This window comes from Streptomyces sp. NPDC001822 (assembly GCF_042892135.1).
In the GTDB taxonomy this organism is placed as follows: domain Bacteria; phylum Actinomycetota; class Actinomycetes; order Streptomycetales; family Streptomycetaceae; genus Streptomyces.
Genome location: NZ_JBIATW010000002.1, coordinates 671,852 through 696,987, shown reverse-complemented (window position 1 = coordinate 696,987; position 25,136 = coordinate 671,852). Strand labels below are relative to the sequence as shown.

Sequence of the window (25,136 nt, the reverse complement as noted above, 5' to 3'; positions counted from 1 at the left end):
CCCGGAGTACAGTGCAGGCATGTCTATCGGCCACACCCTCCTCGGGCTCCTGGAGTCCGGCCCCCGCCACGGCTACGACCTCAAGCGCGCCTTCGACGAGAAGTTCGGGCACGACAGGCCGCTGCACTACGGCCAGGTCTACGCGACCATGTCCCGCCTCCTGAAGAACGGGCTCGTCGAAGTCGACGGCGTCGCGACGGAGGGCGGGCCCGAGCGCAAGCGGTACGCCATCACGGAGGCCGGCGTCACCGACGTCGCCACCTGGCTCGCGCAGCCCGAGAAGCCGGAGCCGTACCTCCAGTCGACCCTCTACACGAAGGTCGTCCTGGCCCTGCTCACCGGCCGCAGCGCCGACGACCTGCTCGACGCCCAGCGCTCCGAGCACCTGCGCCTGATGCGCATCCTCACCGAGCGCAAGCGCAAGGGCGACCTCGCGGACCAGCTGATCTGCGACCACGCCCTCTTCCACCTCGAAGCCGACCTGCGCTGGCTGGAGCTCACCGCCGCCCGCCTGGACCGCCTCGCCGAGGTGATAGCCCCGTGACCCCGGCCGGCTCCCTGCTCTCCGCGCACGACCTGCGCAAGAGCTACGGCTCGACTCCCGCGCTCGACGGAGCCTCCTTCTCCGTGCACCCCGGCGAGGTCGTCGCCGTCATGGGCCCCTCAGGCTCCGGCAAGTCGACACTGCTGCACTGTCTGGCGGGCATCGTCACCCCGGACGCGGGCACCGTCACCTACGACGGGCGTGAACTGTCCGCCCTGTCCGACGCGGAGCGCAGCGCGCTGCGCCGTACCGACTTCGGGTTCGTCTTCCAGTTCGGCCGGCTCGTCCCGGAGCTGACCTGCGTGGAGAACGTCGCCCTGCCGCTGCGCCTCAACGGGACGAAGCGCAAGGAGGCCGAACGCACCGCCCGGCAGTGGATGGAACGCCTGGAGGTCGACGACCTCGCCTCCCAGCGCCCGGGAGAGGTCTCCGGCGGGCAGGGCCAGCGCGTCGCCGTGGCCCGCGCCCTGGTCGCCTCCCCCAAGGTCGTCTTCGCCGACGAGCCGACGGGCGCGCTGGACTCGCTCAACGGTGAGCGGGTCATGCGGCTGCTCACCGAATCCGCCAGGACCGCGAACGCGGCCGTCGTCATCGTGACGCACGAGGCCCGCGTCGCCGCCTACTCGGACCGCGACGTCGTCGTGCGCGACGGCCGGTGCCGTGAAGCGGAGCACGCGCTGTGAGCGTGCTCCGGGACCTCGCGCTCGGCGTGCGCTTCGCCGCCGCCGGAGGCCGCGAGGGCTGGGTCAGGACCGCGCTCACCGCGATCGGGGTCGGACTCGGGGTGGCACTGCTGCTGGCCGCCTCGTCGGTACCGCACCTGCTGGAACAGCGCGCCGCACGCGACGACGCACGCGACGAGGTCGCCGCGTCCCGCGAGGCGGACGTCCCGAGGACGGACTCCACCGTCCTGCGCGCCTCGGCCACGACCGAGTACCGCGGCCGCGAGGTCGCGGGCTACCTGATGCGGGCGGAGGGCTCACGGCCGGTGCTCCCGCCGGGAGTCGGGCACTTCCCCGCCCCCGGGGAGATGATCGCCTCGCCGGCCCTGAAGGAACTCCTGGCGTCCCCCGAGGGCCACCTGCTCGCGGAGCGCCTGCCGTACAAGATCAGCGGGACGATCGCCGACGAGGGGCTGAGCTCCCCGGGCGAGCTGCACTTCTACGCGGGCAGCGACACGCTGGCCCCGGCCAACGGCGGTCACCGGCTGGCGGGTTACGGGGGCGGGACCCCGGACGATCCGCTCCCGCCCGACCTGGTGCTCCTGGTCCTCCTCATCTGCGTCGTGCTGCTCGTACCGGTGGCGATCTTCATCGCGACCGCCGTGCGGTTCGGCGGTGAACGCCGCGACCGGAGGCTCGCCGCACTGCGGCTGGTCGGCGCCGACATCCGGTCGACCCGCCTGATCGCGGCCGGGGAGGCGCTGTTCGGCTCAGTCCTCGGCCTGCTCGCCGGTGCGGGGTTCTTCCTCGTGGGCCGCGGGTTCGTCGGTCACGTCGAGGTGTGGAACCACAGCGCGTTCCCCTCCGACCTCACGCCCACGCCCTGGCTCACCGCGCTCGTGGCCGTCGCCGTGCCCCTGTCCGCCGTCGTCGTCACGCTCGCCGCCATGCGCTCGGTGGTCGTCGAGCCCCTGGGCGTCGTCCGCGGTTCCCGCAACCGCCGGCGCCGCCTGTGGTGGCGTCTGCTGCTGCCGGTCCTCGGGCTGGCGGTGCTGTGGGGAACGGACCGGGCCGGCGAGTTCACACCCGTCAACCCCTACCCCATCGCGGGCGGAGCCGTCCTCGTGCTGGCGGGGCTCGCACTGCTGCTCCCCTGGCTGGTCGAGGCCTGCGTCGGCAGACTGGGGCGCGGGCCGCTCCCCTGGCAGCTGGCGGTCCGCTCACTCCAGCTCAACAGCGGCGCCGCCTCCCGGGCGGTCAGCGGCATCACCGTGGCGGTGGCGGGCGCGGTGGCGCTGCAGATGCTGTTCGCCGCGGTGAGCGCCGACTTCGACCGGATGACGGGGCAGGACCCCTCACGGGCCCAGTTCACGACCTCCTCGGAGAACGTGACCGGCGACGCGGCCACGCGCACCATCAAGGAGTTCAGGGCGACCAGGGGCGTGCGGGCCGTCATCGGCACGGTCGAGGTCTACGTCACCCGGCCGGGGAAGTACGAGGGCGACATCCGGCCCACCACCTCGCTGACCGTCGGCGACTGCGCGACCCTGCGCGAGATCGCCCGGATCGGGTCCTGCCACGAGGGCGACGCCTTCGTCGTCCACCCCAGGCACGACAAGGAGATGGCCGCCTGGATGGACCAGACCGCCCGCAAGGGCAAGGAGGTCGACATCAGCACGGCCGCCGAGCCGGGCGGTGTGAAGTCGAGGCGCTGGACCCTGCCCGCCGACGCCCGCACGGTCGTCTCCCGTCCGGACCCGATGGGCGAGGACCACTGGGGCATCATGGCGACGGCCGGTGCGGTCGACCCCGGCAGCCTGCCCGGTGCGACGGTCCAGGCACAGATCAGGGTCGACGAGAGCGTCCCCGACGTCTCCGAGTACGTACGGAACACGGCGGCCCGGATCGACCCCGGCATGCGCGTGTCGTCCCTGCGGTCGGTGGAGCGTGACCGGCAGTACGCGAGCGTGCAGACCGGCCTCCGGGTGGGCGCGACCCTGACCCTGCTGCTGATCGCCGCCTCGATGCTGGTCTCCCAGCTGGAGCAGATGCGGGAGCGCCGGCGTCTGCTGGCCGCCCTGGTCGCCTTCGGCACCCGGCGCACCACCCTCGGCTGGTCCGTGCTCTGGCAGACCGCGGTGCCGGTGCTCGTCGGCCTGACCGTCGCCGTCGCCGGCGGGCTCGGACTCGGTGCGGTGATGGTGAGGCTGGTCTCCAAGAGGGTGACCGACTGGTGGTTGTTCGTCCCGCTGGCGGGGGCGGGCGCCGCGCTGATCCTGCTGGTCACCCTGGTCTCGCTGCCGCTGCTGTGGAGGCTCATGCGGCCGGACGGCCTGCGTACGGAGTGACGGGCGTGTGAGGGGGCGGTCCCACCGGACCGCCCCCTCACGCGTGTCACACGCCGGCCGGCACCCGCACGGGAAGCGCGGCCATCGCCTCCCGGAGAGCGGCGGCGAACTCCTCGAACTCCTCGTGCCGCGCCGAGCCCGCCCGTACGGCCAGCGCCACCCGCCGCGAAGGCGCGGGGTCGCTGAAGTAGCCGGTGGACAGCGCCTCGTTGCGCCCGGTCTCCACGGTCACCGCGGTCCGCGGCAGCAGGGTCACCCCCAGCCCGCCCGCGACGAGCTGGACCAGGGTGGAGAGGCCGGCCGCCGTCGTCGTCACCGGCGTCCCGCTGGTGCGGCCCGCCTCACGGCAGATGTCCAGGGCCTGGTCCCGCAGGCAGTGTCCTTCGTCGAGCAGCAGGAGCGGCAGGTCACGCAGCGTCTCGCGCGGCAGGCCGACGCTTCCGGCGAGGCGGTGCTCCTTCTCCATGACCAGCACGAAGTCCTCGTCGAAAAGGGGGAGTTCCATGACGCCGGGCACCCCGAGGGGCACGGCGAGCAGCAGGAGGTCGAGCCGTCCGGCCGCCAGCCCGTCCAGCAGCGAGGAGGTCTGCTCCTCGTGGACCTGGAGCTCCAGCTCGGGATAGCGGTCGTGGACCAGCCTGAGGACGGCGGGCAGCAGGTAGGGCGCGACCGTCGGGATCACGCCGAGCCGGAGTATCCCCGTGAAGGGCGCCCGGACCGCCTCGGCCTCGTCCATCAGCTCACCCAGCGCCTCCAGCACCGCCCGGCTCCGCACGGCGAGCCGCTCCCCGGCGGGCGAGAGCAGCACCCTGCGGGTCGTACGCTCGATGAGCTGGACACCGAGTGCCACCTCCAGCGCGGACACCGCCCCGGAGAGCGCCGGCTGACTCATCCCGATTGCTGACGCCGCGTCCCGGAAGTGCAGATGCTCCGCCACGGCCGCGAAGGCGCGCAGCTGCGAGAGACTGGGCTGCTTGACCCTGTTGGTCTGATTTACGTACGCCACTGATAGGCACCTCCGATCATCCGGACCGAGTGTAGCTATTTCCGTGATCAATGCACTCTGTGCCAGGGTGGGGCTGTCCAACCCCCAGGAACGACCCCAAAAGGGGACTTCCTATGCAACAAGGAGTGCGCGTGCTCACTGTCGGTGACAAGTTCCCCGAGTTCGACCTGACCGCTTGTGTATCGCTCGAAAGCGGTAAGGAGTTCGAGCAGATCAACCACAAGACCTACGAGGGTCAGTGGAAGGTCGTCTTCGCGTGGCCCAAGACCACTAACTAACCCTCCTTTCCGGAGTCACATCTTCCGCATGTGATACTGACTCCCGGAACAGGCTCGTAGGGCGCTGACCAGCACAAACGATCAGCGCAACGAGCTTCGAGGGAGCACCACTTGATAGCGACACCCGTACCCGACACGGTCAAGTCGGACATGCTCATTCCCCTCGGCATGTACCGAAGGGTCTCCGAGGACAAGACCCTTAAGGGCAGAGCCTCGACGTGGCGCGAGGTCGAGGAGCAGGTCAAGGAGCAGGAAGACGCGATCCGCTCCTTCGCGAAGGACTTGCCCTTCGAGGCCGCCATCACGCGGGACTACTGCGACAACAACACGCCCGCCTCGGACCCCTTCATCGTCCGGGACGAGTTCGAGCGGATGCTCGGGGATCTTGAATCCGGCGTCATCCGAGGCATCCTCTTCCTGCACTCGGACCGGCTCGCCCGACTCGTCTACGACGCCGCCCGCATCTGCCGCATATTCGAGATGAACCCGACCTTCGTCGGCCGGTCGGTCGAGGGAAGCGTCGATCTCTCCACGCCCGAGGGCCGGGCCATGTTCATGATGCAGGCCACCATGGGCGGAATGGAGATCGGCAACACGAGGCGCCGAGTTACCCGCACGAATCGCCGCATCGCCGAGAAGGGCGTCATGCACGGGGCACCCCGCCCTTTCGGGTGGGGAGAGGACCGGCGAACGCTTCACCCCGTCGAGGCGAAGATGATCCGCGAGGCCATTCTCGCCATTCCTGGCGGATACAAGATCTCGGACTTCAAGAGGGCGCTGACCGAGTACGGGTACACCCCGAAGGAGACGAAGCGCTCTGGGGATCACCCTCGCGCCATCCAGCACACGGCCGCCGAGAACATCCTCATGAGTCCGCGTGTCGCAGGGTTCCGCTTCCACGTCCCCGAGTCCATCCGCAGGGCTACGAACACTCGCCTCTGGCTGCCTGACCACATCCTTAGCAAGGGCGGGAAGCCGGTCGTCGGTGACTGGGAGGCCGTCGCCTCGCCGGATGAATGGCGAGCCGCGGTGGACACAATCTGGGGGCGCAAGGAAGCGAACCGGTCGGGGCTCAAGAGCAAGAAGCACGACACCACGGCGAAGTACCTGCTGTCGGGGATCGTGCGGTGCGGGAAGTGCTCCTCGCCGATGTACTCCAACCCCTACACCAAGGGAACGCCCTCGTACGAGCAGTGGGGCTTTCGGTACGCCTGCCTGGTGAACCAGGGAGGATGCGGCGGCGTTACGCGCGTGGGGCCGCCGATAGACGATCTGGTCGAGAAGGCGTTCCTCATGGAGACGGGGGCCGCCGTCCCGGAGACGGAGAAGGCATCCGCCGAGATCGACGAGACGGTCCATGACGCCCGCCTGGAGGAGATCGAGGCGGAGATCGCCGACACGAACGAGCGGCGGAAGGCGAAGAGGATCTCGACCGGCGCGGCCCTGGACGTGATCGAGGAGCTGGAGGCCGAGCGCGAGAAGCTCGCCTCGGAGCGCGGACAGCTCGCCCTTCAGAAGCGCAAGATGGCTCTCCTCGACCCTGACGCGCTCGCGGACTGGGAGAACCTGACGATGACGGAGAAGCGCACGCGACTGAAGGTCGCGGTTCGATCCGTGATTGTGCATCCCGCCGGCAGAGGTAAGCGGTTCGACCGGAACCTGATCGAGATCGTCTGGCAGAAGAACCCGGCAGCCTGACGCGCAAACGGGGAAACCCCCCCTCCCTACGCGGGAGCGGGGGTTTCTCTGTGTATGGGCTTCAAACCCCATGTCTTCATGACGAGCTGCCGATACGCCTCGTTGCGAGGGGGCACCTTGGCGAGTTCGCGCTTGAGCCATTCCTCCTCGGTCACGGGGCCACCCGCCCGCCCGCGTTGAACGCCTCGTACGTGACCGGCATGAGGGTCTGGAAGATCCCCTCGACCAGCTCCGCGCACATCTCGATCTCACGTTGCGGGTGGGAGCGGAAGCGGGCGCTGTCCACGCCCGTGCGGAGGCCGAGGAAGTTCATCAGCGACCGCGCGTTCATCGTGACGTACATGGACGAGTAGACGTTGACCGGCAGGGCGGCGCGGGCGACCTCGCGGGCGACTCCTGCGGCGAGCATGGTTCGGTAGGACTGCCAGGCGAAGTCGCAGGCTTCCCGGGTGGCGTTCCGGACGGTCTCGCGCTGTAGGGCGGACCCGGACTCGAAGGTGTAGCGGCCGGGCTTGCCGACTTGTACGAGATTCCGTCCTTCGGCCGGCAGATAGAAGACGGGCTCCAGCTCGCGGTACCGGGCCGACTCCTCGTTGTACGAGGCCATGCGGTGACGCTGCCATTCGCGGATGACGAAGATCGGCGCCTCGACGTAGAACGTCATCGTGGCGTGCTCGAAGGGGCTGCCGTGCCGCTCGCGCATCAGGTAGCGGATCAGGCCGTGTTCGGCGGGGCCGAGGCCCCACACCTCGGACTGGGACTCGGGGCCCTGCGTGGAGACTCGGGCCGCCAGGACCACGTCAGCGTCCGAGGCGGAGTGCTTCACGAGGCGGACGGTCATGTCGTCGCGGAAGGTCAGGTCAGTCATCAGGAGTTCCTTATGGTTACAGGTTTACACTTACGCCGCGAGACGCGACGCGATCTCTTCGTAGGACCGGCGGGACTGCTTCGTGAGGTGCCAGAGGTCGTACTCGCACTGGTAGACGCGGTTCTCGCGGGCGATCGGGTGTCCCCCGTCCCGGCCGACGGGCGAGCGGTCCCGCTTGGCCTGAGCGCGCCCGAGGGCCTTCTCGGCGGAGCGGCGGTCGAGGTAGGCCCGCTGCTTAGCGGAGCACTCACAGGTGAGGTATGCGACGGTCTTCATGGGGGTTCTCCTTGCTTCAGGGGCGGGTAATGATGCCGGTGCGGCGGGCCATGCGCATGTACGTAAGGACGGTCTGCCGCTGCACGCCGATGTACTCGGCGAGGTGGCGGGCGGGGTTGATCACGCCCTCCGCTTCGGCCTTCAGGAAGTGGTACGCGAGTCGCACGAGGAAGGCATCCGTCACCCATCCGCTCGCGCGGAGCTGCATCAGTTCTTCGATCTCGGCGTCGGTGATGCTGGGAACGGTGAGGAACTCGGACTCGGTCATGTCGGCTTCCGTTCGGTGTCAGGTGGCCCGGAACTTGTCGCACGGGCAGGTGGGTATCTGGCAGGCGCCTCGACCGGCGCCCGCTGCGGAGTGAGCGAAGGGGGCGTGTCCGCATTCGGGGTGGAAGCAGTAGCCCTTCCAGCCCTTCTTGCCGTCCACGTTGGCGAGCATCACGCCAGGGCTGTGGAGCTTGACGATCTTGCCCGTCCCTCCGAAGGCCATCTTCGAGGCGAAGGTCTTGATCTCGGCTTCGCTTCCGAAGGGCCCGAAATTGAGGCCGCGATGACCGTCCTGCCAGGTGTGAACGAGGGCGAACAGGTCGCGCATTTGCAGGAGTTCAGCGGCGGTCTTGTAGACCGCCTTGGCCATCTGGTCGGCGCTCTCGAAGGTGTCGTCCTCCAAGAGCGCCTTCACCGCCTCGACCTCTTCTTTCCGGGGTGTCAGTCGCATGGGCCAATCTTAACCATGCGGTACGAAATTTACACTACCAGCGGGATGAGCTGCATCACACGATCGCGCAGCACCGCGGTGGTTCCGTCGTTGCGGATCACGTCGTCGAACAGGTACCCATCGAGCGCGTTCTCGCTGATGTGGTCGGCCTCGGGGATAGCAGTCAGATCCGGTCTGTGGATGGCGACGACCAGGCCGCCACGGTCTCGGATGGCGTGGGCCTCGTTGGGGAAGCGCACGTCCGTGATGACGGTCGGCCCCCACGTCTCGGCGTCCTCGAAGAGGGCATTCACCCACACGTCCTCGCCGAGCGACTCCCGCCCCTTCATGCCGAGATCCTGAAGCATCCGGCGAACCTCCGGGAACATCTGCTTCACCTCCTCCCATCCGTACGAGTCGACCTCGAACCGCAGGGTCGTCAGTCCCGCTCGATAGGACTCGTCGACCAGGGTCGGGTTGGCCGCGTAGAGCATCGCCTTCACCTCGTCAGCAAAGGCCCGGCGGGTCCATTCCAGATCGAGGAGGGCTCCGGCGGCGGTGTCCTTGCCGGACCTGGCCATGCCGGCGATTCCGATCAGGGGGGCAGTCATCGTTCGATGTCCTTTCAGGGCGGGTCAGTTGTTGACGTAGAAGGGGACGGGTTCGGCCTCGTCGATGGCGGTCTCGAAGGACCACTCGTGCGCCATCAGCGCCTTGCGGTGCTGAAGGTTGGCGTACCGGGTCGCGACCGCGCGGAGCAGCGCATCGACCTCGCGGTACTCGCGCTCGATCGCGTTCAGCCGGTCCAGTCGACGGGCGCGGGCGAACGTAGCGGCCTTCTCGTGAACAAGGGCGCGGTCGCGGCGGTGCATCTCGATCAGGGCCTTGACGATCTCCCGAGTCCGGGCCTTCGTGCCCTCCGGGGCCGGGTAGTCGCCGACGCCCGTCTGAATGCGGCGGACCCCGAAGCGCCAGTCGAGCTGATCGGCGTGGATGATCGCGGAGTTCGCCAGGCGGGAGCCGAGGACTTCGAGCGTCCCGGAGACTCCCCCGCGGCTAAATGTGTTCTGACCGTAGGCGACCTCGAAGGCGGACGGGAGCAGCTCGAACGCGGTTTCCTCGGTGGAGTCGGTCACGCGGCGCGCCTCGTCGTACATCGGCGCGATCTCAACGGTTCCGCTCACGCGGGGGCCGGTCAGCTCGTAGGTGGTGACCCAGGGCTTCGAGGATTCACTCAGGCGCTCGACGGTAACAGCGCCGAAGGACAGAACGAGGGTGGTGGTCATGGTGGTCTCTCATCTCCGTGTTGGGGTGGCCGCCCCTCCCTCTCCCTGTGTGGGTAGGGGCGGCCTGCGTGCTGGTGTGGGTCAGGCGTCGCGCTTCGTCGAGCGGTAGGCGAAGATCAGCTCGTACTTGCGGACCAGGGCTTCGAGGCTCCACCCGGGGCGGAAGCGGGCTCCGACGCCGTCAAGGGCAGCCTTGACTCGCGTGGCAAGGCTGGTGAAGTCGCGGGCGTCGATGTGCTCCGAGCACTCGGCGCAGGCGTCCCATATGCCGTCGTGGTCGAAAGCGGCAATACCCATGCCCGTGTCGATGTGCACGGCGTCCGAGTGGGCCAGTTCGTAGACGGCGACCCGCTGTCGGATGTGGCAGAAGTGGCAAGGCTCGGTGGCGAGTTGCTCGCGGCTCATGTTCGTACCCTTCGGATCAGGTGGTGTAGCAGGACTGGACGGGGATGCCCTCGCCCTTGGCGTGGGTGACGCAGGACTCGGCGCACTCGACGAAGAACGCAAGGGCCATCTCGGCGGCCTCGTCCACGTCGTCCGCGAACTCGAAGCGGGGGTTCTGCATCGGCATGGAGTCATCGCCGAACATCAGGTGCAGTCGACGGCCGCGCCAGTAGATCCGGCCTCCGCCCCGCCAGTTGTTCGAGTTCTGCTCGTGGAGCATCGCGTCGCCCATGGGGCCTCGCTCGATGCGGACTCGGACGGTCGCGCCATCGGAGAGAGTGACGGCCTCGGTGTGCGTCATGGTGGTCCTTTCAGGAAGTGCCGGCGGACTGCGCGGCGTAGAAGGCGAGGCATTCGCGGGCCTGCGCTCGGGCGTACGTGCCGCCGTAGAAGCCGCGGGGCGCATCGACCGGCGCCCACTCGCCCGAGGCGAGGTACCACGGACGAGTGGTTTCAACGACGAAGCCCCACACGTCCCCGGCGAGCCATGCCTCGTACTCCTGCATCTCCGCCTCGACGTATGCCTCGGTCATGAGACCGCCGTCCAAGGCGATGGCTTCCTCGCCGGTCATGTACCAGAGGGAGCGGGGGCCCTTCTCCGGGGCCGACTCCAGGACGATGCCGCCGTGCATCAGGGCCACGTACCGGGTGAAGGTCTCGATACCTCTCCACTTGTTCCAAGCCAGGCGCCGCCACTGCTCGGCGAGGGGGCCGCCGTCCTCGTCGACCGCCCCGTACTGGCCGAGGTGGGTGTCGATGGTGACGACGTGCACAAGGGTGTCCGCGCTTTCGCGGGGGTTCTGCGCGTTCTCGTCGCGGACCATGCGGACGCGGTAACGGCCGTCTTCGCTGGTGGCGAGTACATCGGTCATGGTGTGTGCTCCTTAGTGAGGGGGCCGCCCCGGCTCTCCCTGTGTGCAGGGGCGGCCCGTGGTGCGATGAACGGTCAGGCGGTGAAGGCGAGGGCCTCGGCGTCCCATGTGGGGACGGGGCGGCCTATCTCGGCGTACCGGGCGGCACGCTTCGCGGCGTTCGCCGAGCCGGAGTACGGGCATCCCTTGTGGCGGCGCGGGGGTGCCGGATTGGCGCCCTTCCGGTCCCGCATGTGGGAGTAGTAGGCAACGAACTCGGCCTCGCACAGCTCGTCCACGAGAGCCCAGCGGTGCTCGCTTCCGGGGTAGCCGTGGTGGGCTCCGGCGCATCGGGTGCGGGTGCAGTCGTCCGGCTCGGGGACCGGGGTCTCACGGGACGAGTAGCCAAGCTCGGTCATTCGAGCCCATGCTTTGTCGAGGTTCTCCAGGTTGCGGGGGTTGGGCTTCATGAAGGGCGCGAGGAACGGGGCCGTACTCATGTGTCCTGCCTTTCAGGGGAGTTGGGGTGTCAGTTGTCGTTTGCGCGGTCGAGGGCTTCGTCTGCGTAGGCGGTGAGGATCTTCCGGGCGATCTCCGGGGCGCTGTACTCCGCCGACATGCGGGCGAGCGTCTCGCCGTAGGCGCCGAGGTAGCCGAGGTAGGCGCCGAACTCCAAGGTCACGGCGTGCTGCATGTCCTTCTCGATTCGCTCCTTCTCCGGGGTCAGGTCGATGTACTCGGAGAGGTGCTTCGGGCCGGGGGGCAGGGCGATCATGGGGTGACCTTTCAGGCGTGGGAGGGGAAGGGGAGACCGGCGCACATGGCGGCTCGCAGGTCGGTCAGGGCGTCACGGAGGCTGAGAGAGGCGTAGTGCAAGACAGCGGGCTCGGTGGCGTACAGCCACTCTTCGAGGGCCTCGCTCATGGCCGTGAGGGACGCGGCCGGGTCGACGACGTAGCCGAGGGTGCCGGCCGAATCGACACACCACACGTCGGACCCGTCGAGGTCGATGTCGCGGAGGTCGAGCGAGTGGCGGCAGTGGTCGCACTGGAAGAGTCCGTCCGGCGCGATACCGAAGGGTGCGCGGGTGCACTCACCGCAGATGATCGTGATCATTGGTAGCCTTTCTGGGTGGCCCCTCTTCGCTCCCTGTGAGGAGGGGCCGCTTGCGTGTGGTGGGGGTTACGCCTGGTCGCGCTCGATGGCGGCCAAGATGTCGAGCAGCTCGGCCGCGAGGCTCAGCTCGTAGTCACCGACGGGGCGGACCTCTTCGGGCGGGAGCAGCTCGACCGGCAGGCTGAGCGCGAGCCTCTCGGCCGCGTTCGCGAGGTGTCTGAGCACGTTCCACTCATCAGTCCTGGGGGTGCACAGCTCGCATTGCTCGCTCCACTCCTCGACGATTCGCGTGATCGAGAGGACTACGCGGGCGGCTTCCTGAATCTCCTCGAAGCGGATCGATTCGGGGGTCTGAATGGACGGGATCATGTCTGCCTCTTTCGGGCTTGAAGGGGTGGCCGCCCCTGCCCTCTCCCTGTGTGGACAGGGGCGGCCGATGGGGGACTGATCAGGCAGATATTGCGCGGCGTCCACTGACGCGGGTCTGTCCAAGGTCCGCGCGGTTGGCGGCCTGGTGCCCGTCGTTGAGCCCGCTCCCTCGACGGCGCGTGGAGCCCTTCGGGTCGGTGGCCCTGGGATAGGCCGCTGCGAATCGCGCCTTGACGACGGCCCTTCGATCGGCGAGGACTAGCTCGACAGACCGGCCCGTGTCGGCTACGGGCGATTCGCGCTTAGCGTGCGCCTCTATCTCTCGCAGGCGCTGGTCTATGCGGATGATGAATCCGGCCATCCACGCCTTGCGGTAGGTGACTGTGGACTCCCCCGACGCGGGGCGGCCCTGACGCATCCCGTTGAACATCTGAAGAAGCAGGGAGGTGTAGAGCAACTCCACACGGTCGAGGTCGGACTCGTAGCCAAACATGTGCACCTCGGTCACCCCCTTGACCGGCCGCTTCCTGATGCTGACGCAGTTGAGGCTGGTAGACACGTAGCCGAGGAGGTAAAGCCGGTCGGCGGAGTAGGCGCCCTTGACGGTGATCACCCGATCGCCCGGACGGTCCTGGGTTGGGTCGGAGTCGGCGAGCATCGCCTTCTCAATCCCGTACTTCGCCATGAGAGCGGCGGCCTTCGCGAAGTAGGTCTCCGCCTCTTCGGGGGTGGCGGCCGGGTCCTCGGCCTTCGCCAGGATGGCCCGGATCTTCGCAAGCTTGCCGTCTTCAGGCATGGGGGTAGTCATGATTGGCCTTTCAGGGGAGTTACTGACCTGCGCTGGTCGGCATCGTCAGAGGGGAGGAACCGCCTCCCGCTGACCTCCTTTCGGAGGTTTCGCCTTTGCGCTGGGGTGGATCAGGTGCGGCTCTTAACCGTGCTCGCCTCCATCACGGCGGCGTACTGGCCCACCATGAGCGCCTGCCACGTTTCGCGGTGATCGGTGTCCTTGAGTGGGAGGACTGCACCAAGGGCGCGGGTCACGCGGTCCAGCAGGCCCGCCATGTCCTCGCGGTCGATCAGGAGGGCACAAGCGATGCACGCGTGCCATATGCCGTCGTCGTCGAAGAGGACCGCCTCGCCCTTGTCATTCGCCAGGCCGACGACCGGCCGGTCATCACTGAGCACGTACTTCCATCGGGCAGTTCCGGGCAGGTTGCAGAAGTCGCAGTCGCGCATGATTCCTCGGGTTCGAGAGGGGGCCTCCCCTGCTCTCCCTGTGTGCAGGGGAGGCCAGTACGTACGGGGGAAGGTCAGGCGGCGACGAGATCGGCCGAGCGGCTCGCGTCACGTATGGCCGTGAGCGCTTCCTTCACCTGCGACAGCTCTCGCGCGGTTTCCTCGGCGGCCTCGAACTGGAGAGTCGCTACCCGGCGGGCCGGACCATCGCCCGACTCGGCGAACTTGCGGCGGGCCTTCTGGCCGTTGACCAGCTCGGTAGCCTCGCGGCACACCACGGCCGTCAAGATGTCGTCCCATGCCGCCCTGACGATGTCGGCGACGTTGCCCAGGTGGAACGTCAGCCGCGTGTCGAGGTCGTGGAGACGCTCGGCGAATGCGCGGGCCTCGGCCGCCTCGCGGTACAGGCCCTTGGCCTTGCGCTTGAGCGAAGTGCGCTGCCGGTCGACGGTCTCCGTGATCAGGGCCAGACAGACGGCGTCGCGGTGGGCGTGGATGGTGCCGGCGGCACGCTGGATCGCCGCGTCAAGGGTGGTGCTCATGTGTCCTCACAATCGGAGTGATGCGGGCTGGCATCTTCAGAGGGCAGGAACCGCCTGCCGCCGACGCCCCGAGGGGCGTTTCGCCTTTGCATCCGATGGGGGTAGATCAGGCTCGGGAGAGATCCGAGTTCGAGGTGACCTCTTGGACAGAGATCCCGTGCGGGTGGAGCACTCCGCACTCGTCGTCTCCGCCGCACTCGCATTCGTCGCGGAGCGTCTGTGCGTGCATCTCGGCGCAGCCCTGGGCGTACTGCCAGGCCGACCAGAGAGAGTCGAAGCGGGATTCGGCGTCTCGCTCGTATCCCTCGCGCTGGGTGACCAGGACTCGGCCGGTCCCCTGAACCTCGACCTCCCAGAAGCCCATCAGGGAGCCGTCTTCACGCCACACCCGGACTTCGTGGTTCGGCTCGCACTCACCCTCGAAGGCGCAGTCGGAGCCATCGCAGTACCCGGTGAAGCAGTGCCAGGAGTTCGCGGGGTCGCAGTCCTCGTTACGGCAGGACTCGCACTCGTGAGCGTTCATGATGTGCATTCCGCAGCACTCGCAGTCATGCGCGCCTCGGATGATCTCTTCGGACTCGTCCTCGATCAGGTACCAGCCATCGGGGATGAACACCGACAGGTCGTCTGGCTCGTCGTCGAGGTACTGCTGTACGTAGTCCGTATCTCCGTCAGTCCCGATGATCAGCATCAGGTTCCACGCGGCAGCGGAGGGGGCAACGATGGTCGACATGGGGCCTCGTATTCAGGTGAAGGGGGCCGTCCCTCCCCTCTCCCTGTGTGGAGAGGGACGGCGGGTGCAATCTTTACACTCGGGCCTGACTAGACGCGGGAGTCCTCGCGCTCGGAGAGCTGTGCTTCCAGCTCCGCGATCCGCTGGCGGGCCTTGTCGTAGGCGAAGGACACCAAGTCGAGGCGGTTGCGCAGGTGGAACGCCATGGACAGCAGGGGGAAGCTCTGGACGTGGGATTTGGCCAAGTTGACCTTGCGAGGGCGCTTAGCGAGGTTCACCTTCGGCGCCGCCTCCATGACCAAGATCTGACCAGGAGAGATGAAGATCGGGCCCTGGCAGTAGGCGCACTTCTCCTCCAGATCGCCGGCATGGGCATCCCGGTCGTAGAAGCTGAAGTCGAAGCAGTCGAAGCAGCGGAAGGAGCCGCCCTTCTTGACCCCTACGCGCTTCCCGTACTTCCGGTCGCGGTCGGTGAATTCGTACTTCATGGGGACCTACCCTTTCGGTACCGGCTGGGTACTAACTATACACTAGCCGATTTTGAATCCCGGGCCGGTTGGCTCGGGGTTGGTTACACCTTATCACGCTCGCTTTGCGGGATTCGCATTTGGGCTGGTCGGCGCCGGAACTCTCTATGTCCCGACGCCAGGACCGTTGTCCCGTGCGCCCCGTTCGGCCGTGTGCCTCTCGGTGTGGTCACAACTTAACACGTTCCCCCGCTGTGCCGCAACTTGCGCCGCGACCTGCGGGTTTAGGTCCGTGCCTGCGGGTCGTCGTTGCCCGTGCTGTCCGTCGTTGTGGTCACATCTTTACACACGTTGGGGGTGCACGTCCAATCGACGGGCACACATGCCCTCTGACCTGCGGTTTCCCGCTGTCTCAGTAGGCAGGCAGGCCAGTCCTACCGCCATAGGCAGGGAAGCAGGCGCGCGCCATGCGTAGCGCACACAACGCGCGTACGCGCCATGCGTAGCGCGCGAGCACGGGCGTCGACCTTGCCCCCGTAAGCCCTGCCTATCCGTGTGTGCGTGCGTGTGTGAGGCAATGCGACACATACGCCATAGGCATTCATGTGCGACGTGAATACGCATACGACTGTGATCTATCGAATGCGTTATGCGTCATTGAATGTCCGCATTGCGCGATGCGTCTTTATCGTGCGCGTCTAACCGACTTCATATAGCGCGCCCGGATGGCCGGGAGGGTGGGGGTATGACCCCGCCGGCGTTCGCTTCCCGGCCGCAGCGTCTTAGCAGCTCGGATTCTGCCACGGTTCCAGGGTCGACGAGCGCTCCCGCGCCGCCCCGCTCGCGGGCGCCAAACGCGCAGGTCAGCGGCAGTACGACCGTTCTGCAGCGAGGTCGCCGGCACTGCACAGGAACGCAAGCCGCGGTGACCCCTCGACCAGCCGCCAGCGCCGCTCGCTCGGCCGCGCTCGCCAGGGTGAAGTACGTCTGTACGTCCTCCCGGAAGCCCTCTGCACCGCCCTCCGGGCGGCTCTCGCCGCTGCCTGAAGTACGTCTTCACGGCTTCCCGCTGTCCGCCCTTCGGGCGGCTCTACTCCTTCGCCGCTGCCTCTTACCGCCGTCGCCCTCTCGGGCGCCGCCGGAAGGTGACGTAGATCACAGGCTCTCGTCTTTCCGAAACCAAGATCAACTTGCGACTTATAAGTGTAAGTACGTAAGTCGCAAGGCTTGAGCCCCTGTCGGGGCTCGCCAGCAGGAAGCCGACATACGTAAGTCGCGCGTTCGCAAGTTGCAGGCTTGGCCCCTGGCGGGGCCACCTGAGAGAAGCCGAAGTACGTCGCTTACGTACTTCGCGTGCGGGGGGTCTCTTGAAGATCCTCGAACTCTGCGCAGGGTACGGCGGCCTGGGAATGGCTGTCGCTCCCCTGGTGGGCGGACACGTGGCATACGTCGCGGAGACCGCGCCGGGCCCGAGCGCAGTCCTCGCCCAGAGGCACCCGGACGCTCCGAACCTCGGCGACATCCGCGAGATCGACTGGTCTCAGCTCGTCGGCCTGGTCGACGTGATCACGGCAGGTTTCCCCTGCCAGGACATCAGCATTGCGGGGTCCCGAGTTGGAATTCGAGGCGCTCGTTCTGGAGTCTGGGTCAACGTCCTTGACGCGATTCGCGTCGTACGACCGGGAATCGTCTTCCTGGAAAACGTGTCGAACCTCCGGACGCGGGGCCTCGAAGTCGTCCTCGCCGACCTGGCCGCGATCGGGTACAGCGCGCGGTGGATCTGCATACGAGCTACCGCAGCTCAAGCCCCTCACCTCCGTGACCGGTGGTTCTGTATCGCGACCCCTGAAAACGCCGACCGCGAACTTGGGCAGTAACGGCGGCGCTCGTCCCCCGGCTGAGCGTCGGGCAGGCGGCCACGGCCCCACACTCGACGACGAGGCTTGCTACCTCCTTCCCTACTCGGATGCGATCCGGGAGGGTCGCGAGCCTGAACCTGCGGTCGACGGCCCCAGCTCCCCCGCTCACTGGTGGGGTGAGTACCTCCCGGCTATCCGGGAGTGGGAGAGGGTCGTCGGCCGCGCTGCACCTCCCCCCACGGAGACGGGCCGCAAGGGCGGTCCCCGCGTGACGGTCGGGTGGGTCGAGTGGCTCATGGGCCTCCCCCTCGGCTGGGTCACGGACGTGCCCGGCCTGACCCGTGGGCAACAGCTTCAGATCCTCGGGAACGGCGTCGTTCCCCAGCAGGCCGCGACTGCCTTCAAGGCGCTTCTCGACCTGGGGGTGTGATGCCGAACTGGGCTGGCTCAGACCGGCGCGAGAGGTTGCCGGCCGACTGGCCGCGCATCCGGCTCCGCATTCTGCGACGTGACGGACATCGCTGCACTCACCACGATCAGTACGGCGAGCGCTGCGAGGAACCGGCCACGGACGTGGACCACATCTTGCCTGGCGATGACCATCGAGAGACCAACCTTCGAGCGCTCTGCGGGTTTCATCACCAGGCCAAGTCATCCCGCGAGGGCGGCCTCGCACAGGCCGCGAAGCGGCGACGCAACTACGCACGATTCCGCAGGACGGAGACTCACCCCGGCCTGATCGGCTAGGAGGTGAGTCATGCCCGGTCCTGTACCAAACCGCGAGGCAGACCTCGCCCGCCCGCGCGAGCGCAAGGGTGGCGACGAGCAGTCTGTGACTCGCGGCGTCGCCCGGCCCACGAAGGTGCCGAACGGCGACCGCACCTGGCATCCGATCGCAAAGCGCCTGTGGGACTCCCTGAAGGAGTCCGGGCAGGCCGACTTCTACCAGGCGAGTGACTGGGCTCTGGCCTTCTCGCTGTGCGAAGACCTGAGCTTCTACAAGAAGTCAGGGAAGCGGTCGGGTCAGATGCTCCAGACCATCTACAGCGCGTTCGAGCGGCTGCTCGTCGCTGAAGGCGACCGGCGTCGGGTGCGCATCGAGCTGCACGAGCCCGCCCCGAAGGAGCAATCCGCGGCGGTCCTCGCCATCGCGGACTACAAGAAGGATCTCGGGCTCGCCGAGTAGGGGCATTCGTCCGGCGTCGCCGAGCAGTGCGGGAAGCCCTCGCGAAAGTCCTCGACATCGCCGACATTGCGGCACACGAGGCACTGGGTGATTCTGCACCCCCAGTCGTCACCGTCATCGTCAGTTTCGGGCCCCGGGCGCGGACAGGTGCAAGTGCTCCAGTCGTGGCCGAGCGGCTCGCCTGAAGGGCAGACCCATTCTCGGTTCTGTCTGGGTTCTTCGAGTGCAACCGACAAGGCTGCTTGTCGATAGCTCTCCCCCGTCGTTTCCATTCGGCGGCGGATAGCGCTCTTACGGGCATGGCTTGCGGACACGTCTGAACTCCACGTTCTACGAGGACTTAGACGCGCGGTGCGGAGCACCTTTCCACAGCGAACACAGAACCGGCTCGCGGGCCTGCGCGGCGGCCCGTAACGAAAGCAGACGCTAGCACGGTCGTGTTGCGGGGGTGAGCGATGAAGACTCCCTCCGCCCTCACCCTCGAAGAGATCGAGGACCTCGCGCCCGAGTTCCACGGGCCGACCTGGCAGAAGGACGCCTTCGGTCAGTGGCTGTTGCCCAATCGCACGCTCGGCTGGCAGGTTGCCGGCTGGTGCGCCGAGTACCTGAACGGCGAAGGGTCGACCGACGAAGAACGGGTCCCCTGGAAGTTCACGCGTGAGCAACTGCGCTTCGTGCTCTGGTGGTTTGCGATCGACGAGCACGGCGAGTTCGTGTATCGGACCGGCGTCCTCCAGCGGCTCAAGGGGTGGGGCAAAGATCCGCTCCTCGCCGTGATCAGCCTCGTCGAGTTCGTGGGCCCCTCGCGCTTCTCCCACTGGGATGAGAACGGGGAGCCGGTAGCGAAGTCTCACCCGCAAGCGTGGGTGCAGGTGACGGCCGTCAGCCAGGAGCAGACGACGAACACCATGGGCTACCTGCCGATCCTGATCTCGGACAAGCTGATTCAGACGTACGGCATCAAGATGGGTGCCGAGCTGATCCGAGCCGACCGAGGGCGCAAGCGCCTTCAGGCGGTGACCAGCTCCTACCGTGCGATCGAGGGCAAGCGGACCACGTTCACGCTGCTCAACGAAACGCACCACTGGATCTTGGGCAACGGCGGCCACAAGATGTACGAGACCATCGACGGTAACGCCACGAAGATGGACTCCCGCTATCTGGCCATCACCAACGCTTTCATGCCCGGCGAAGACTCCGTGGCCGAGCGGATGCGCGAGGCGTACGAGAAGGTCCGGGCGGGCCTGGCGGCCGATGTCGGCGCGCTGTACGACTCGATCGAGGCGCACGCGAAGACCCCGCTGACGGCCGAGGCCCTCCGCATCGTCATCCCGAAGATCCGGGGTGACGCGGTCTGGCTCAAGGTCGAGTCGATCATCAAGTCCGTTCTGAACCTGACGATCTCGGCCGCCCGGTCGAGGCGCATGTACCTGAATCAGATCGTCGCCGAAGAGGATGCGATCTACGGACCGGCCGAGTGGGACACCCTGCGGGACGAGTCCAAGACGCTTCAGCCTGGCGACGAGATCGTGATGGGCTTCGACGGCGGCAAGACGGACGACGCAACGGCCCTGGTCGCACTGCGCGTCAAGGACATGTGCGCGTTCGTCCTGGGCCTCTGGGAGAAGCCAGACGGCCCGGCCGGGAAGCACTGGGAAGTGCCTCGCGCCGAGGTCGACTCGGCCGTACACAGCGCCTTCGGGTCGTTCACGGTCCAAGCCTTCTACGCCGACGTGGCCCTATGGGAGTCGTACATCTCCGAGTGGTCGGACACGTACGCCGAGGGCCTGGCCGTGAAGGCGCCCGGCAAGGACGCGATCGGCTGGGACATGCGTACGTCGCTGAAGGCGTCGACCATGGCGCACGAGCGGCTGATGCGATCCGTCTTTGACGGCAAGCTCGCCCACGACGGCGATCTCAAGCTCCGCCGGCACTCGCTCAATGCGCGTCGCCGGGTGAACAACTACGGCATCTCGTTCGGCAAGGAGTCGCGCGAGTCGCCCAAGAAGGTCGACGCGTACGCGGCGCTCATGTTGGCGCACGAAGCCCTCGTCGATCTCCGAGCCCGTGGCAAGAAGGTCCGCAAGCGGACTGGCCGGGGCTACTTCATGTAGCAGTGTAAAGATGAAACCAAGGGTGGTGAACCATGGCAGACCCCACGCCCGCATCACTGGCGGTGGAACTCCTCGCCATCCTTGGCCGGGATAAGGCCCGGCTGTCCCGGATCGACGACTATCGGCACGGCCGACACGACGACCCGTATATGCCGGCGCAGGCCGACGACGAGTACCGGCTCCTCGCCAAGAGGGCCGTCTCGAACTGGATGCCGCTCCTGATCAACACCCCAGCGCAGGCCCTCTACGTGGACGGCTACCGCGCGGGTGATGACAGCGGCTCGGGCGCTGCGACAGACCAGGCTTCCCCGCAGTGGAAGCACTGGCAGCGGTCCCGGCTCGACGCCCGTCAGTCCGCCATCTACAAGGGCGCCCTGACGTACGGGCATTCGTTCACGCTGACCGAGCGCGTCCGTGGTGCCGTGATGACGAAGGGCCTGTCCGCGCTGCGGACAGCAGCCTTGTACGAGGACCCGGCGAACGACGACACCCCGTATGCCGCGCTCACGGTGACGGTCTGGCCGAAGGGCGATGCCCGGGGCCGGGCCCGCTTGTGGGATGGAACGTACGAGTACCCGGTCACCTTCAAGGCGCTGGAAGACAGCGACGGTGTACGGATCGGCACGGGTAAGCGTCACGGCGCGTCCGAGTGTCCGGTGACCCGCTTCGCCGCATCGGTGGACCTCGAAGGCCGGACGCTCGGAGTGGTCGAGCCGATGATCCCGCTCCAGAACCGCATCAATCAGACGATCTTCGATCTGCTCGTCGCCCAGACGTACGCCTCGGTGAAGGTGCGGACCGCTACGGGCATGGCCCCGCCGGTTCAGCGCGACCCGGAAACGGGCGAGGTCGTCTACGACGAGCAGGGCAATCCGATCCCCCTGCCGATCAACCACAACGCGAAGCGATTCCTGTTCGCCGAGGACCCGGACGTTCGCTTCGGCTCGCTGGACGAAACCCCGCTCGGGGGCTTCATCGACTCCATCGACATGAGCATCCGGCACCTTAGCGCCATCGCGCAGGTACCCCCTCACCACCTACTCGGGCAGATCGCGAACCTCTCGGCCGAGGCCCTTCAGGCCGCCGAGACTTCGCTCTCCCGGCTGATCCAGGAGTTCAGGTCGCTGTTCGGTGAAGCGTGGGAGCGGGTCTTCCGCCTGGCGGCCGAGCTGGAAGGCACCGGCACCGAGGACGACTTCTCGGGCGAGGTGCTCTGGCGCGACATGGAACAGCGGAGCCTCGCGCAGGCCGCTGACGCGCTGGGCAAGCTGCGCGAGCAGCTCGGCATTCCGGCGAAGGGCCTGTGGAAGCGGGTCCCGAACGTCACGCAAACCGAGCTGGACGAGTGGGACGACCTCGCGGACGAGGAAGACAGCGTCGGGCAGCTCGCGAGCGCGCTGAACCGGGCGACCCCTGAGAGGGTCACCGCGGATGTGCCGGCGGCTGCATGACGAGCAAGACAAGGGCGGCCGAGACCGATGAAGTCTCGGTCGCCTTCCACACTGCGCTGACTCAGATCGGCGCACACACGACAGCTGATGCCCTCCGTCTGTGGGCGGACGTTCCCGCCAGTCAGCGGGCCGTGACGGCGGGGGCGTGGCTGCGCAAGGCCATCACGCTCGTGATGTCCCGGCGTCGCCAGTCGCGGGATCTCGCGCGGGCTTACTACCGGCTCGCCCGAGCACTCCAGACCGGTTCGACGGTCGCTGACCCGTATCACCCAGAGCCCAGTCACGTGACGCTCGCCGACCTTCGGCGCGAGTTCGCAGCCCTCGCGGGCAACTACGAACCACCCGTCGAGCCTCCGTCCGACCCCCCTCCTCGTGGGGGCGGGCAGACCTCTAGTTCCGCCGGCACCGATGACGATCCCAACGACGACGACCAGGGCCAGGCGCCCGGGGAGTCAGCGGGTCGCGGTGACGACGAGGACCAGGACGACGAGGACGACGACGACTGGGAGCGCATCCTCGTCGAGGAGCTGAAGGGGCTACGGGAGGAAGAGGAGCGGATCGAGCGCGAGGCCGAGGAGGAACTTCGGATCGTGCTGGAGGCCCTCGGGCCCCGCAACCTCGACCAGAAGCTCTCTGTCGAGGACGCCGACCCTGACGAGGCACACCGCGATGCGGGCGCCCGGCAGGCGGCAGCCGCTTCCCGCATCGCGATGAACGGTGCCCGGTCCTCGAACTGGGCTCACATGTCCCGCGACGGCCGGGCCCTGGGGTACGTGCGCCTCTCGCGTACGGGCACCCCGTGCGGCTGGTGTGCACTGCTGATCAGCCGGGGTGCCGTCTACAAGAGCCGCGAGTCAGCGACCTTCAACGACGGCGACCGCTATCACGACAACTGCCACTGCTACGCGGCTCCGATCTGGAATCGGGACCAGTACCAGTCTGGCGAGCTGTTCGCGCTTTCGCGTCAATACATGGCCCTGTGGCCCGAGGTCACCAAGGGCAAGAGCGGCAAGGCCGCCGTGAGCGCCTGGCGGCGCTTCATCCGCCAGAAGCAACGAGCCGCAGCCCAGGAGGCGCGGCAGTCCATCGACACCGCCCAGGAGGCGTGACGTGCCCGAAGAGATCCCCACCGAGGAGAACCCGCCCGGCGAGAACCCGGACGACCAGGATGGTGCCGGCGCAGAGTCCGGCGGCCAGGAGGACGAGCTTCCCGAGTGGGCCCGCAAGGAGCTGACGAAGGTGCGCGGCGAGGCTGCCGGGTATCGCACCCGGCTGCGGGACGCCGAGACGAAGCTCGGTTCGGCCAAGACTCCCGAGGAGTTCGAGGCGGCCCTCGCTGACGTGAAGTCGCAGAACGCGGCCCTCGAACGCTCCCTCCTGGTGACCAAGGTCGCGAGCAAGTACGAGCTTCCCGAACTCCTCGCCGAGTCCCTGAAGGGCTCGACGCCCGAGGAGCTGGAGACCCACGCGAAGGCCCTTCAGGCACTCCTCGCCCCGAAGACCCCTGAGTCCCTCGGTGGCGGCCTCGACCCGTCCGACGAGGACGACGGCGAGATGGACCCGCGCAAGCTCGCCCGCCGTTCCCGGCGCTTCTAGTCGTCCCTGCGCAGGAGGCCAAGCTTCTCGAAGACCCACCCCGTCAGAAGCGCTGCTCCCATGAATGTTCCGCCGCCATAGCGGGCGCTGTCCCACAACCCTTTGCCCGCGGCCTGGGCGCCATTCATAACAGTCAGCCCGATCACTGCCGCAATCAGCATCGCCATGATCACGTACTGCTTAGCGGAATCCTGCCCACTGCCCGTCATTTACCACTCCAATGAAGCTGAGTAATCGCCTCTGGCTGCTTCGGAGCGTTGACAGGGATCAGTTCGCTCGTACTGATCCCGACCCACACCAAAACAGCCACTTCGTGGCCACCTTGGCGGGTGGGAGAACCGTACGCCCCCTACCCGGATCGGCACAACCATGCAGGTCCGACAGGGGTTTCTTCTACATCAAGCGCAATTCGGAGGTCACACCATTCCCACTATTCAGCATCAGGTAGTCAAGCCGCAGAAGCTCGCCGCGACAGCGGTGGGCATGCTGGAGCAGGAACTCATCATCCCCAACCTGTTCCAGAAGCAGGGCGTAGACCAGTTCAAGGGTGCGGAGAACGACACGATCTCCGTCCCGGTCGAGGGAGTGCTCCCCTTCCACGACTACGCGTGGAGGAACGACCGATCGAATCCGATCCAGTTCGATGTCTACAACGAGCGGAAGATCCCCGTCACCTTCGGCGGCAACGTCTACTCGGCGGTCAAGCTGACCGACGAGCAGTACGACTTCGACATCGACCAGTGGTCGAAGCTCCTGCGCCCGCAGGTCAAGGCTGTCGCCCGCGGCCTCGCTCGCCGGGCAGTCAACACTCTTACCAGCCAGACGTACAACGTCACCATCGGCAACGCCGGGCAGAACCTTCGCGGTGCTCTGATCGAGGCTCGCCGAGTGCTGAACGCGTTCCATGCGCCGAAGGAGAACCGATACCTCCTGGTGGGGACGGACTTCGAGTCGGCCCTCCTGTCTGACGACAAGCTGAACCTCGCACAGAACGTTGGCGACAGCGAGGCGGAGTCGGCGCTCCGCACCGCGACCATCGCAGACCGCATGGGCTTCCGGATCGTGGTCGACCAGACTATCCCCGCTGCCGCGGCTTACGCGTTCTCGGGCTCGGCGTTCATCTTCCTGTCTGCGGCTCCGTCTGTCCCGCAGTCGGTCCCCTTCGGTGCGACTCAGAGCTTCGAGGGCATCGCGGCCCGCTGGGTCCGCGACTACGACCCGACGTACATGCAGGACCGCTCGGTCGTGAACACCTATGCGGGCTTCCAGACCGTGAAGGACGTGCTCGTCGGTTGGGACAACACGAACCAGGTAGAGGTGATCTCGACGCAGGAGCACTTCGTGCGCGGTATCAAGCTCGACCTCGACGGTAAGAGCGACTACCCGGCCGCCGCGTCCGAGCTAGCCGTCATCACTGGCGTTTCCGACGCGAAGGTGTGGACCCCGGTCGGCTACAAGCCGGAGACCGACCCGGCCAACGTCTGACCCATGGGGCCCGCCCACTGC

General features: G+C 67.3%; 32 protein-coding genes and 1 pseudogene. 13 read left to right on the top strand and 20 right to left on the bottom strand.

Annotation, left to right across the window (positions count from 1 at the left end; all coding sequences use genetic code 11):
* Positions 1 to 19: 19 nt before the first annotated feature.
* From ACFYY2_RS07680 to ACFYY2_RS07670, 3 genes are read left to right on the top strand one after another with little or no spacing between them, the layout of a single operon-like run.
* A complete protein-coding gene (locus tag ACFYY2_RS07680) occupies positions 20 to 544 on the top strand; it encodes a PadR family transcriptional regulator (RefSeq protein ID WP_388738344.1) in 525 nt (174 codons plus the stop codon).
* Positions 541 to 1,227: an ABC transporter ATP-binding protein gene (locus ACFYY2_RS07675; RefSeq protein ID WP_388738341.1), complete on the top strand. Its 687-nt coding sequence runs from the start codon at positions 541 to 543 to the stop codon at positions 1,225 to 1,227. Before ACFYY2_RS07680 ends, ACFYY2_RS07675 begins: the two co-directional genes overlap by 4 nt.
* Complete coding sequence (locus ACFYY2_RS07670; protein ID WP_388738339.1) at positions 1,224 to 3,554, top strand: ABC transporter permease; 2,331 nt, start codon at positions 1,224 to 1,226, stop codon at positions 3,552 to 3,554. The genes ACFYY2_RS07675 and ACFYY2_RS07670 overlap by 4 nt, the downstream gene beginning before the upstream one ends.
* A 46-nt stretch (positions 3,555 to 3,600) precedes the next feature.
* Here the strand turns inward: ACFYY2_RS07670 and ACFYY2_RS07665 are convergent, their stop codons facing one another.
* Entirely contained in the window at positions 3,601 to 4,560 is a 960-nt protein-coding gene (locus ACFYY2_RS07665) for a LysR substrate-binding domain-containing protein (protein ID WP_388738337.1), read from the bottom strand.
* Positions 4,561 to 4,691: 131 nt separating this feature from the next.
* Between ACFYY2_RS07665 and ACFYY2_RS07660 the strand changes: the two are divergent.
* Positions 4,692 to 4,826 (top strand): annotated as a pseudogene (locus ACFYY2_RS07660) (peroxiredoxin); the annotation flags it as partial.
* 123 nt (positions 4,827 to 4,949) lie between these two features.
* On the top strand, positions 4,950 to 6,536 hold the full coding sequence (locus tag ACFYY2_RS07655; protein ID WP_388738335.1) for a recombinase family protein: 1,587 nt from the start codon (positions 4,950 to 4,952) through the stop codon (positions 6,534 to 6,536).
* 151 nt (positions 6,537 to 6,687) lie between these two features.
* Here the strand turns inward: ACFYY2_RS07655 and thyX are convergent, their stop codons facing one another.
* From thyX to ACFYY2_RS07565, 18 genes are all read right to left on the bottom strand, one after another.
* Positions 6,688 to 7,404, bottom strand: a complete 717-nt coding sequence (thyX, locus tag ACFYY2_RS07650; RefSeq protein ID WP_388738332.1) for an FAD-dependent thymidylate synthase — start codon at positions 7,402 to 7,404, stop codon at positions 6,688 to 6,690.
* Between the two features lie 30 nt (positions 7,405 to 7,434).
* Entirely contained in the window at positions 7,435 to 7,680 is a 246-nt protein-coding gene (locus ACFYY2_RS07645) for a hypothetical protein (protein WP_388738329.1), read from the bottom strand.
* 16 nt (positions 7,681 to 7,696) lie between these two features.
* Complete coding sequence (locus ACFYY2_RS07640; protein WP_388738327.1) at positions 7,697 to 7,948, bottom strand: hypothetical protein; 252 nt, start codon at positions 7,946 to 7,948, stop codon at positions 7,697 to 7,699.
* Positions 7,949 to 7,966: 18 nt separating this feature from the next.
* Entirely contained in the window at positions 7,967 to 8,398 is a 432-nt protein-coding gene (locus tag ACFYY2_RS07635) for a hypothetical protein (protein ID WP_388738324.1), read from the bottom strand.
* 29 nt (positions 8,399 to 8,427) lie between these two features.
* Positions 8,428 to 8,988, bottom strand: coding sequence for a hypothetical protein (locus tag ACFYY2_RS07630; protein ID WP_388738321.1), 561 nt, complete (start codon positions 8,986 to 8,988; stop codon positions 8,428 to 8,430).
* Positions 8,989 to 9,012: 24 nt separating this feature from the next.
* Positions 9,013 to 9,663 (bottom strand): hypothetical protein, encoded by a 651-nt coding sequence (locus ACFYY2_RS07625; RefSeq protein ID WP_388738319.1) that lies wholly within the window; start codon positions 9,661 to 9,663, stop codon positions 9,013 to 9,015.
* Between the two features lie 81 nt (positions 9,664 to 9,744).
* Positions 9,745 to 10,068, bottom strand: coding sequence for a hypothetical protein (locus ACFYY2_RS07620; RefSeq protein ID WP_388738316.1), 324 nt, complete (start codon positions 10,066 to 10,068; stop codon positions 9,745 to 9,747).
* 16 nt (positions 10,069 to 10,084) lie between these two features.
* The gene (locus ACFYY2_RS07615) at positions 10,085 to 10,408 is read right to left on the bottom strand and encodes a hypothetical protein (RefSeq protein ID WP_388738313.1); all 324 of its coding nucleotides are present in this window, start codon (positions 10,406 to 10,408) and stop codon (positions 10,085 to 10,087) included.
* A 10-nt stretch (positions 10,409 to 10,418) separates the two neighbouring features.
* Entirely contained in the window at positions 10,419 to 10,979 is a 561-nt protein-coding gene (locus tag ACFYY2_RS07610) for a hypothetical protein (protein WP_388738310.1), read from the bottom strand.
* 74 nt (positions 10,980 to 11,053) lie between these two features.
* The gene (locus ACFYY2_RS07605; RefSeq protein WP_388738307.1) at positions 11,054 to 11,458 is read right to left on the bottom strand and encodes a hypothetical protein; all 405 of its coding nucleotides are present in this window, start codon (positions 11,456 to 11,458) and stop codon (positions 11,054 to 11,056) included.
* A 29-nt stretch (positions 11,459 to 11,487) separates the two neighbouring features.
* Positions 11,488 to 11,733, bottom strand: coding sequence for a hypothetical protein (locus ACFYY2_RS07600; protein ID WP_388738304.1), 246 nt, complete (start codon positions 11,731 to 11,733; stop codon positions 11,488 to 11,490).
* Positions 11,734 to 11,744: 11 nt separating this feature from the next.
* Positions 11,745 to 12,074 (bottom strand): hypothetical protein, encoded by a 330-nt coding sequence (locus ACFYY2_RS07595; RefSeq protein WP_388738302.1) that lies wholly within the window; start codon positions 12,072 to 12,074, stop codon positions 11,745 to 11,747.
* Between the two features lie 66 nt (positions 12,075 to 12,140).
* Positions 12,141 to 12,443, bottom strand: a complete 303-nt coding sequence (locus tag ACFYY2_RS07590; RefSeq protein ID WP_388738299.1) for a hypothetical protein — start codon at positions 12,441 to 12,443, stop codon at positions 12,141 to 12,143.
* Between the two features lie 79 nt (positions 12,444 to 12,522).
* Positions 12,523 to 13,251: a DUF2786 domain-containing protein gene (locus ACFYY2_RS07585; protein ID WP_388738297.1), complete on the bottom strand. Its 729-nt coding sequence runs from the start codon at positions 13,249 to 13,251 to the stop codon at positions 12,523 to 12,525.
* A 110-nt stretch (positions 13,252 to 13,361) separates the two neighbouring features.
* On the bottom strand, positions 13,362 to 13,682 hold the full coding sequence (locus tag ACFYY2_RS07580; protein WP_388738295.1) for a hypothetical protein: 321 nt from the start codon (positions 13,680 to 13,682) through the stop codon (positions 13,362 to 13,364).
* A gap of 74 nt (positions 13,683 to 13,756) precedes the next feature.
* On the bottom strand, positions 13,757 to 14,224 hold the full coding sequence (locus ACFYY2_RS07575) for a hypothetical protein (RefSeq protein WP_388738292.1): 468 nt from the start codon (positions 14,222 to 14,224) through the stop codon (positions 13,757 to 13,759).
* 106 nt (positions 14,225 to 14,330) lie between these two features.
* Positions 14,331 to 14,957 carry a hypothetical protein gene (locus ACFYY2_RS07570; RefSeq protein WP_388738289.1) on the bottom strand — a complete coding sequence of 209 codons (627 nt, stop codon included), beginning with the start codon at positions 14,955 to 14,957 and terminating at the stop codon, positions 14,331 to 14,333.
* 89 nt (positions 14,958 to 15,046) lie between these two features.
* Positions 15,047 to 15,445, bottom strand: coding sequence for a hypothetical protein (locus ACFYY2_RS07565; RefSeq protein WP_388738287.1), 399 nt, complete (start codon positions 15,443 to 15,445; stop codon positions 15,047 to 15,049).
* Positions 15,446 to 16,791: 1,346 nt separating this feature from the next.
* Here ACFYY2_RS07565 and ACFYY2_RS07560 point away from each other — a divergent pair.
* The 7 genes from ACFYY2_RS07560 (at position 16,792) to ACFYY2_RS07530 (ending at position 23,630) form a co-directional block, all read left to right on the top strand.
* Positions 16,792 to 17,301, top strand: coding sequence for a DNA cytosine methyltransferase (locus tag ACFYY2_RS07560; RefSeq protein WP_388738285.1), 510 nt, complete (start codon positions 16,792 to 16,794; stop codon positions 17,299 to 17,301).
* Between the two features lie 250 nt (positions 17,302 to 17,551).
* The gene (locus ACFYY2_RS07555; RefSeq protein ID WP_388738282.1) at positions 17,552 to 17,713 is read left to right on the top strand and encodes a hypothetical protein; all 162 of its coding nucleotides are present in this window, start codon (positions 17,552 to 17,554) and stop codon (positions 17,711 to 17,713) included.
* Between the two features lie 327 nt (positions 17,714 to 18,040).
* Entirely contained in the window at positions 18,041 to 18,469 is a 429-nt protein-coding gene (locus ACFYY2_RS07550) for a hypothetical protein (protein ID WP_388738280.1), read from the top strand.
* A gap of 455 nt (positions 18,470 to 18,924) precedes the next feature.
* Complete coding sequence (locus ACFYY2_RS07545; RefSeq protein ID WP_388738277.1) at positions 18,925 to 20,583, top strand: terminase; 1,659 nt, start codon at positions 18,925 to 18,927, stop codon at positions 20,581 to 20,583.
* A gap of 32 nt (positions 20,584 to 20,615) precedes the next feature.
* Positions 20,616 to 22,034, top strand: a complete 1,419-nt coding sequence (locus ACFYY2_RS07540) for a phage portal protein (RefSeq protein WP_388738274.1) — start codon at positions 20,616 to 20,618, stop codon at positions 22,032 to 22,034.
* The gene (locus tag ACFYY2_RS07535) at positions 22,031 to 23,143 is read left to right on the top strand and encodes a hypothetical protein (protein WP_388738271.1); all 1,113 of its coding nucleotides are present in this window, start codon (positions 22,031 to 22,033) and stop codon (positions 23,141 to 23,143) included. The genes ACFYY2_RS07540 and ACFYY2_RS07535 overlap by 4 nt, the downstream gene beginning before the upstream one ends.
* 1 nt (position 23,144) lies before the next feature.
* Positions 23,145 to 23,630 (top strand): hypothetical protein, encoded by a 486-nt coding sequence (locus tag ACFYY2_RS07530; protein WP_388738268.1) that lies wholly within the window; start codon positions 23,145 to 23,147, stop codon positions 23,628 to 23,630.
* Here the strand turns inward: ACFYY2_RS07530 and ACFYY2_RS07525 are convergent.
* Entirely contained in the window at positions 23,627 to 23,839 is a 213-nt protein-coding gene (locus tag ACFYY2_RS07525; RefSeq protein WP_388738265.1) for a hypothetical protein, read from the bottom strand. The genes ACFYY2_RS07530 and ACFYY2_RS07525 overlap by 4 nt on opposite strands.
* A 274-nt stretch (positions 23,840 to 24,113) precedes the next feature.
* On the opposite strand from ACFYY2_RS07525, the gene ACFYY2_RS07520 reads away from it, so the two are divergent.
* A complete protein-coding gene (locus ACFYY2_RS07520) occupies positions 24,114 to 25,115 on the top strand; it encodes a hypothetical protein (RefSeq protein ID WP_388738263.1) in 1,002 nt (333 codons plus the stop codon).
* Positions 25,116 to 25,136: the final 21 nt, after the last annotated feature.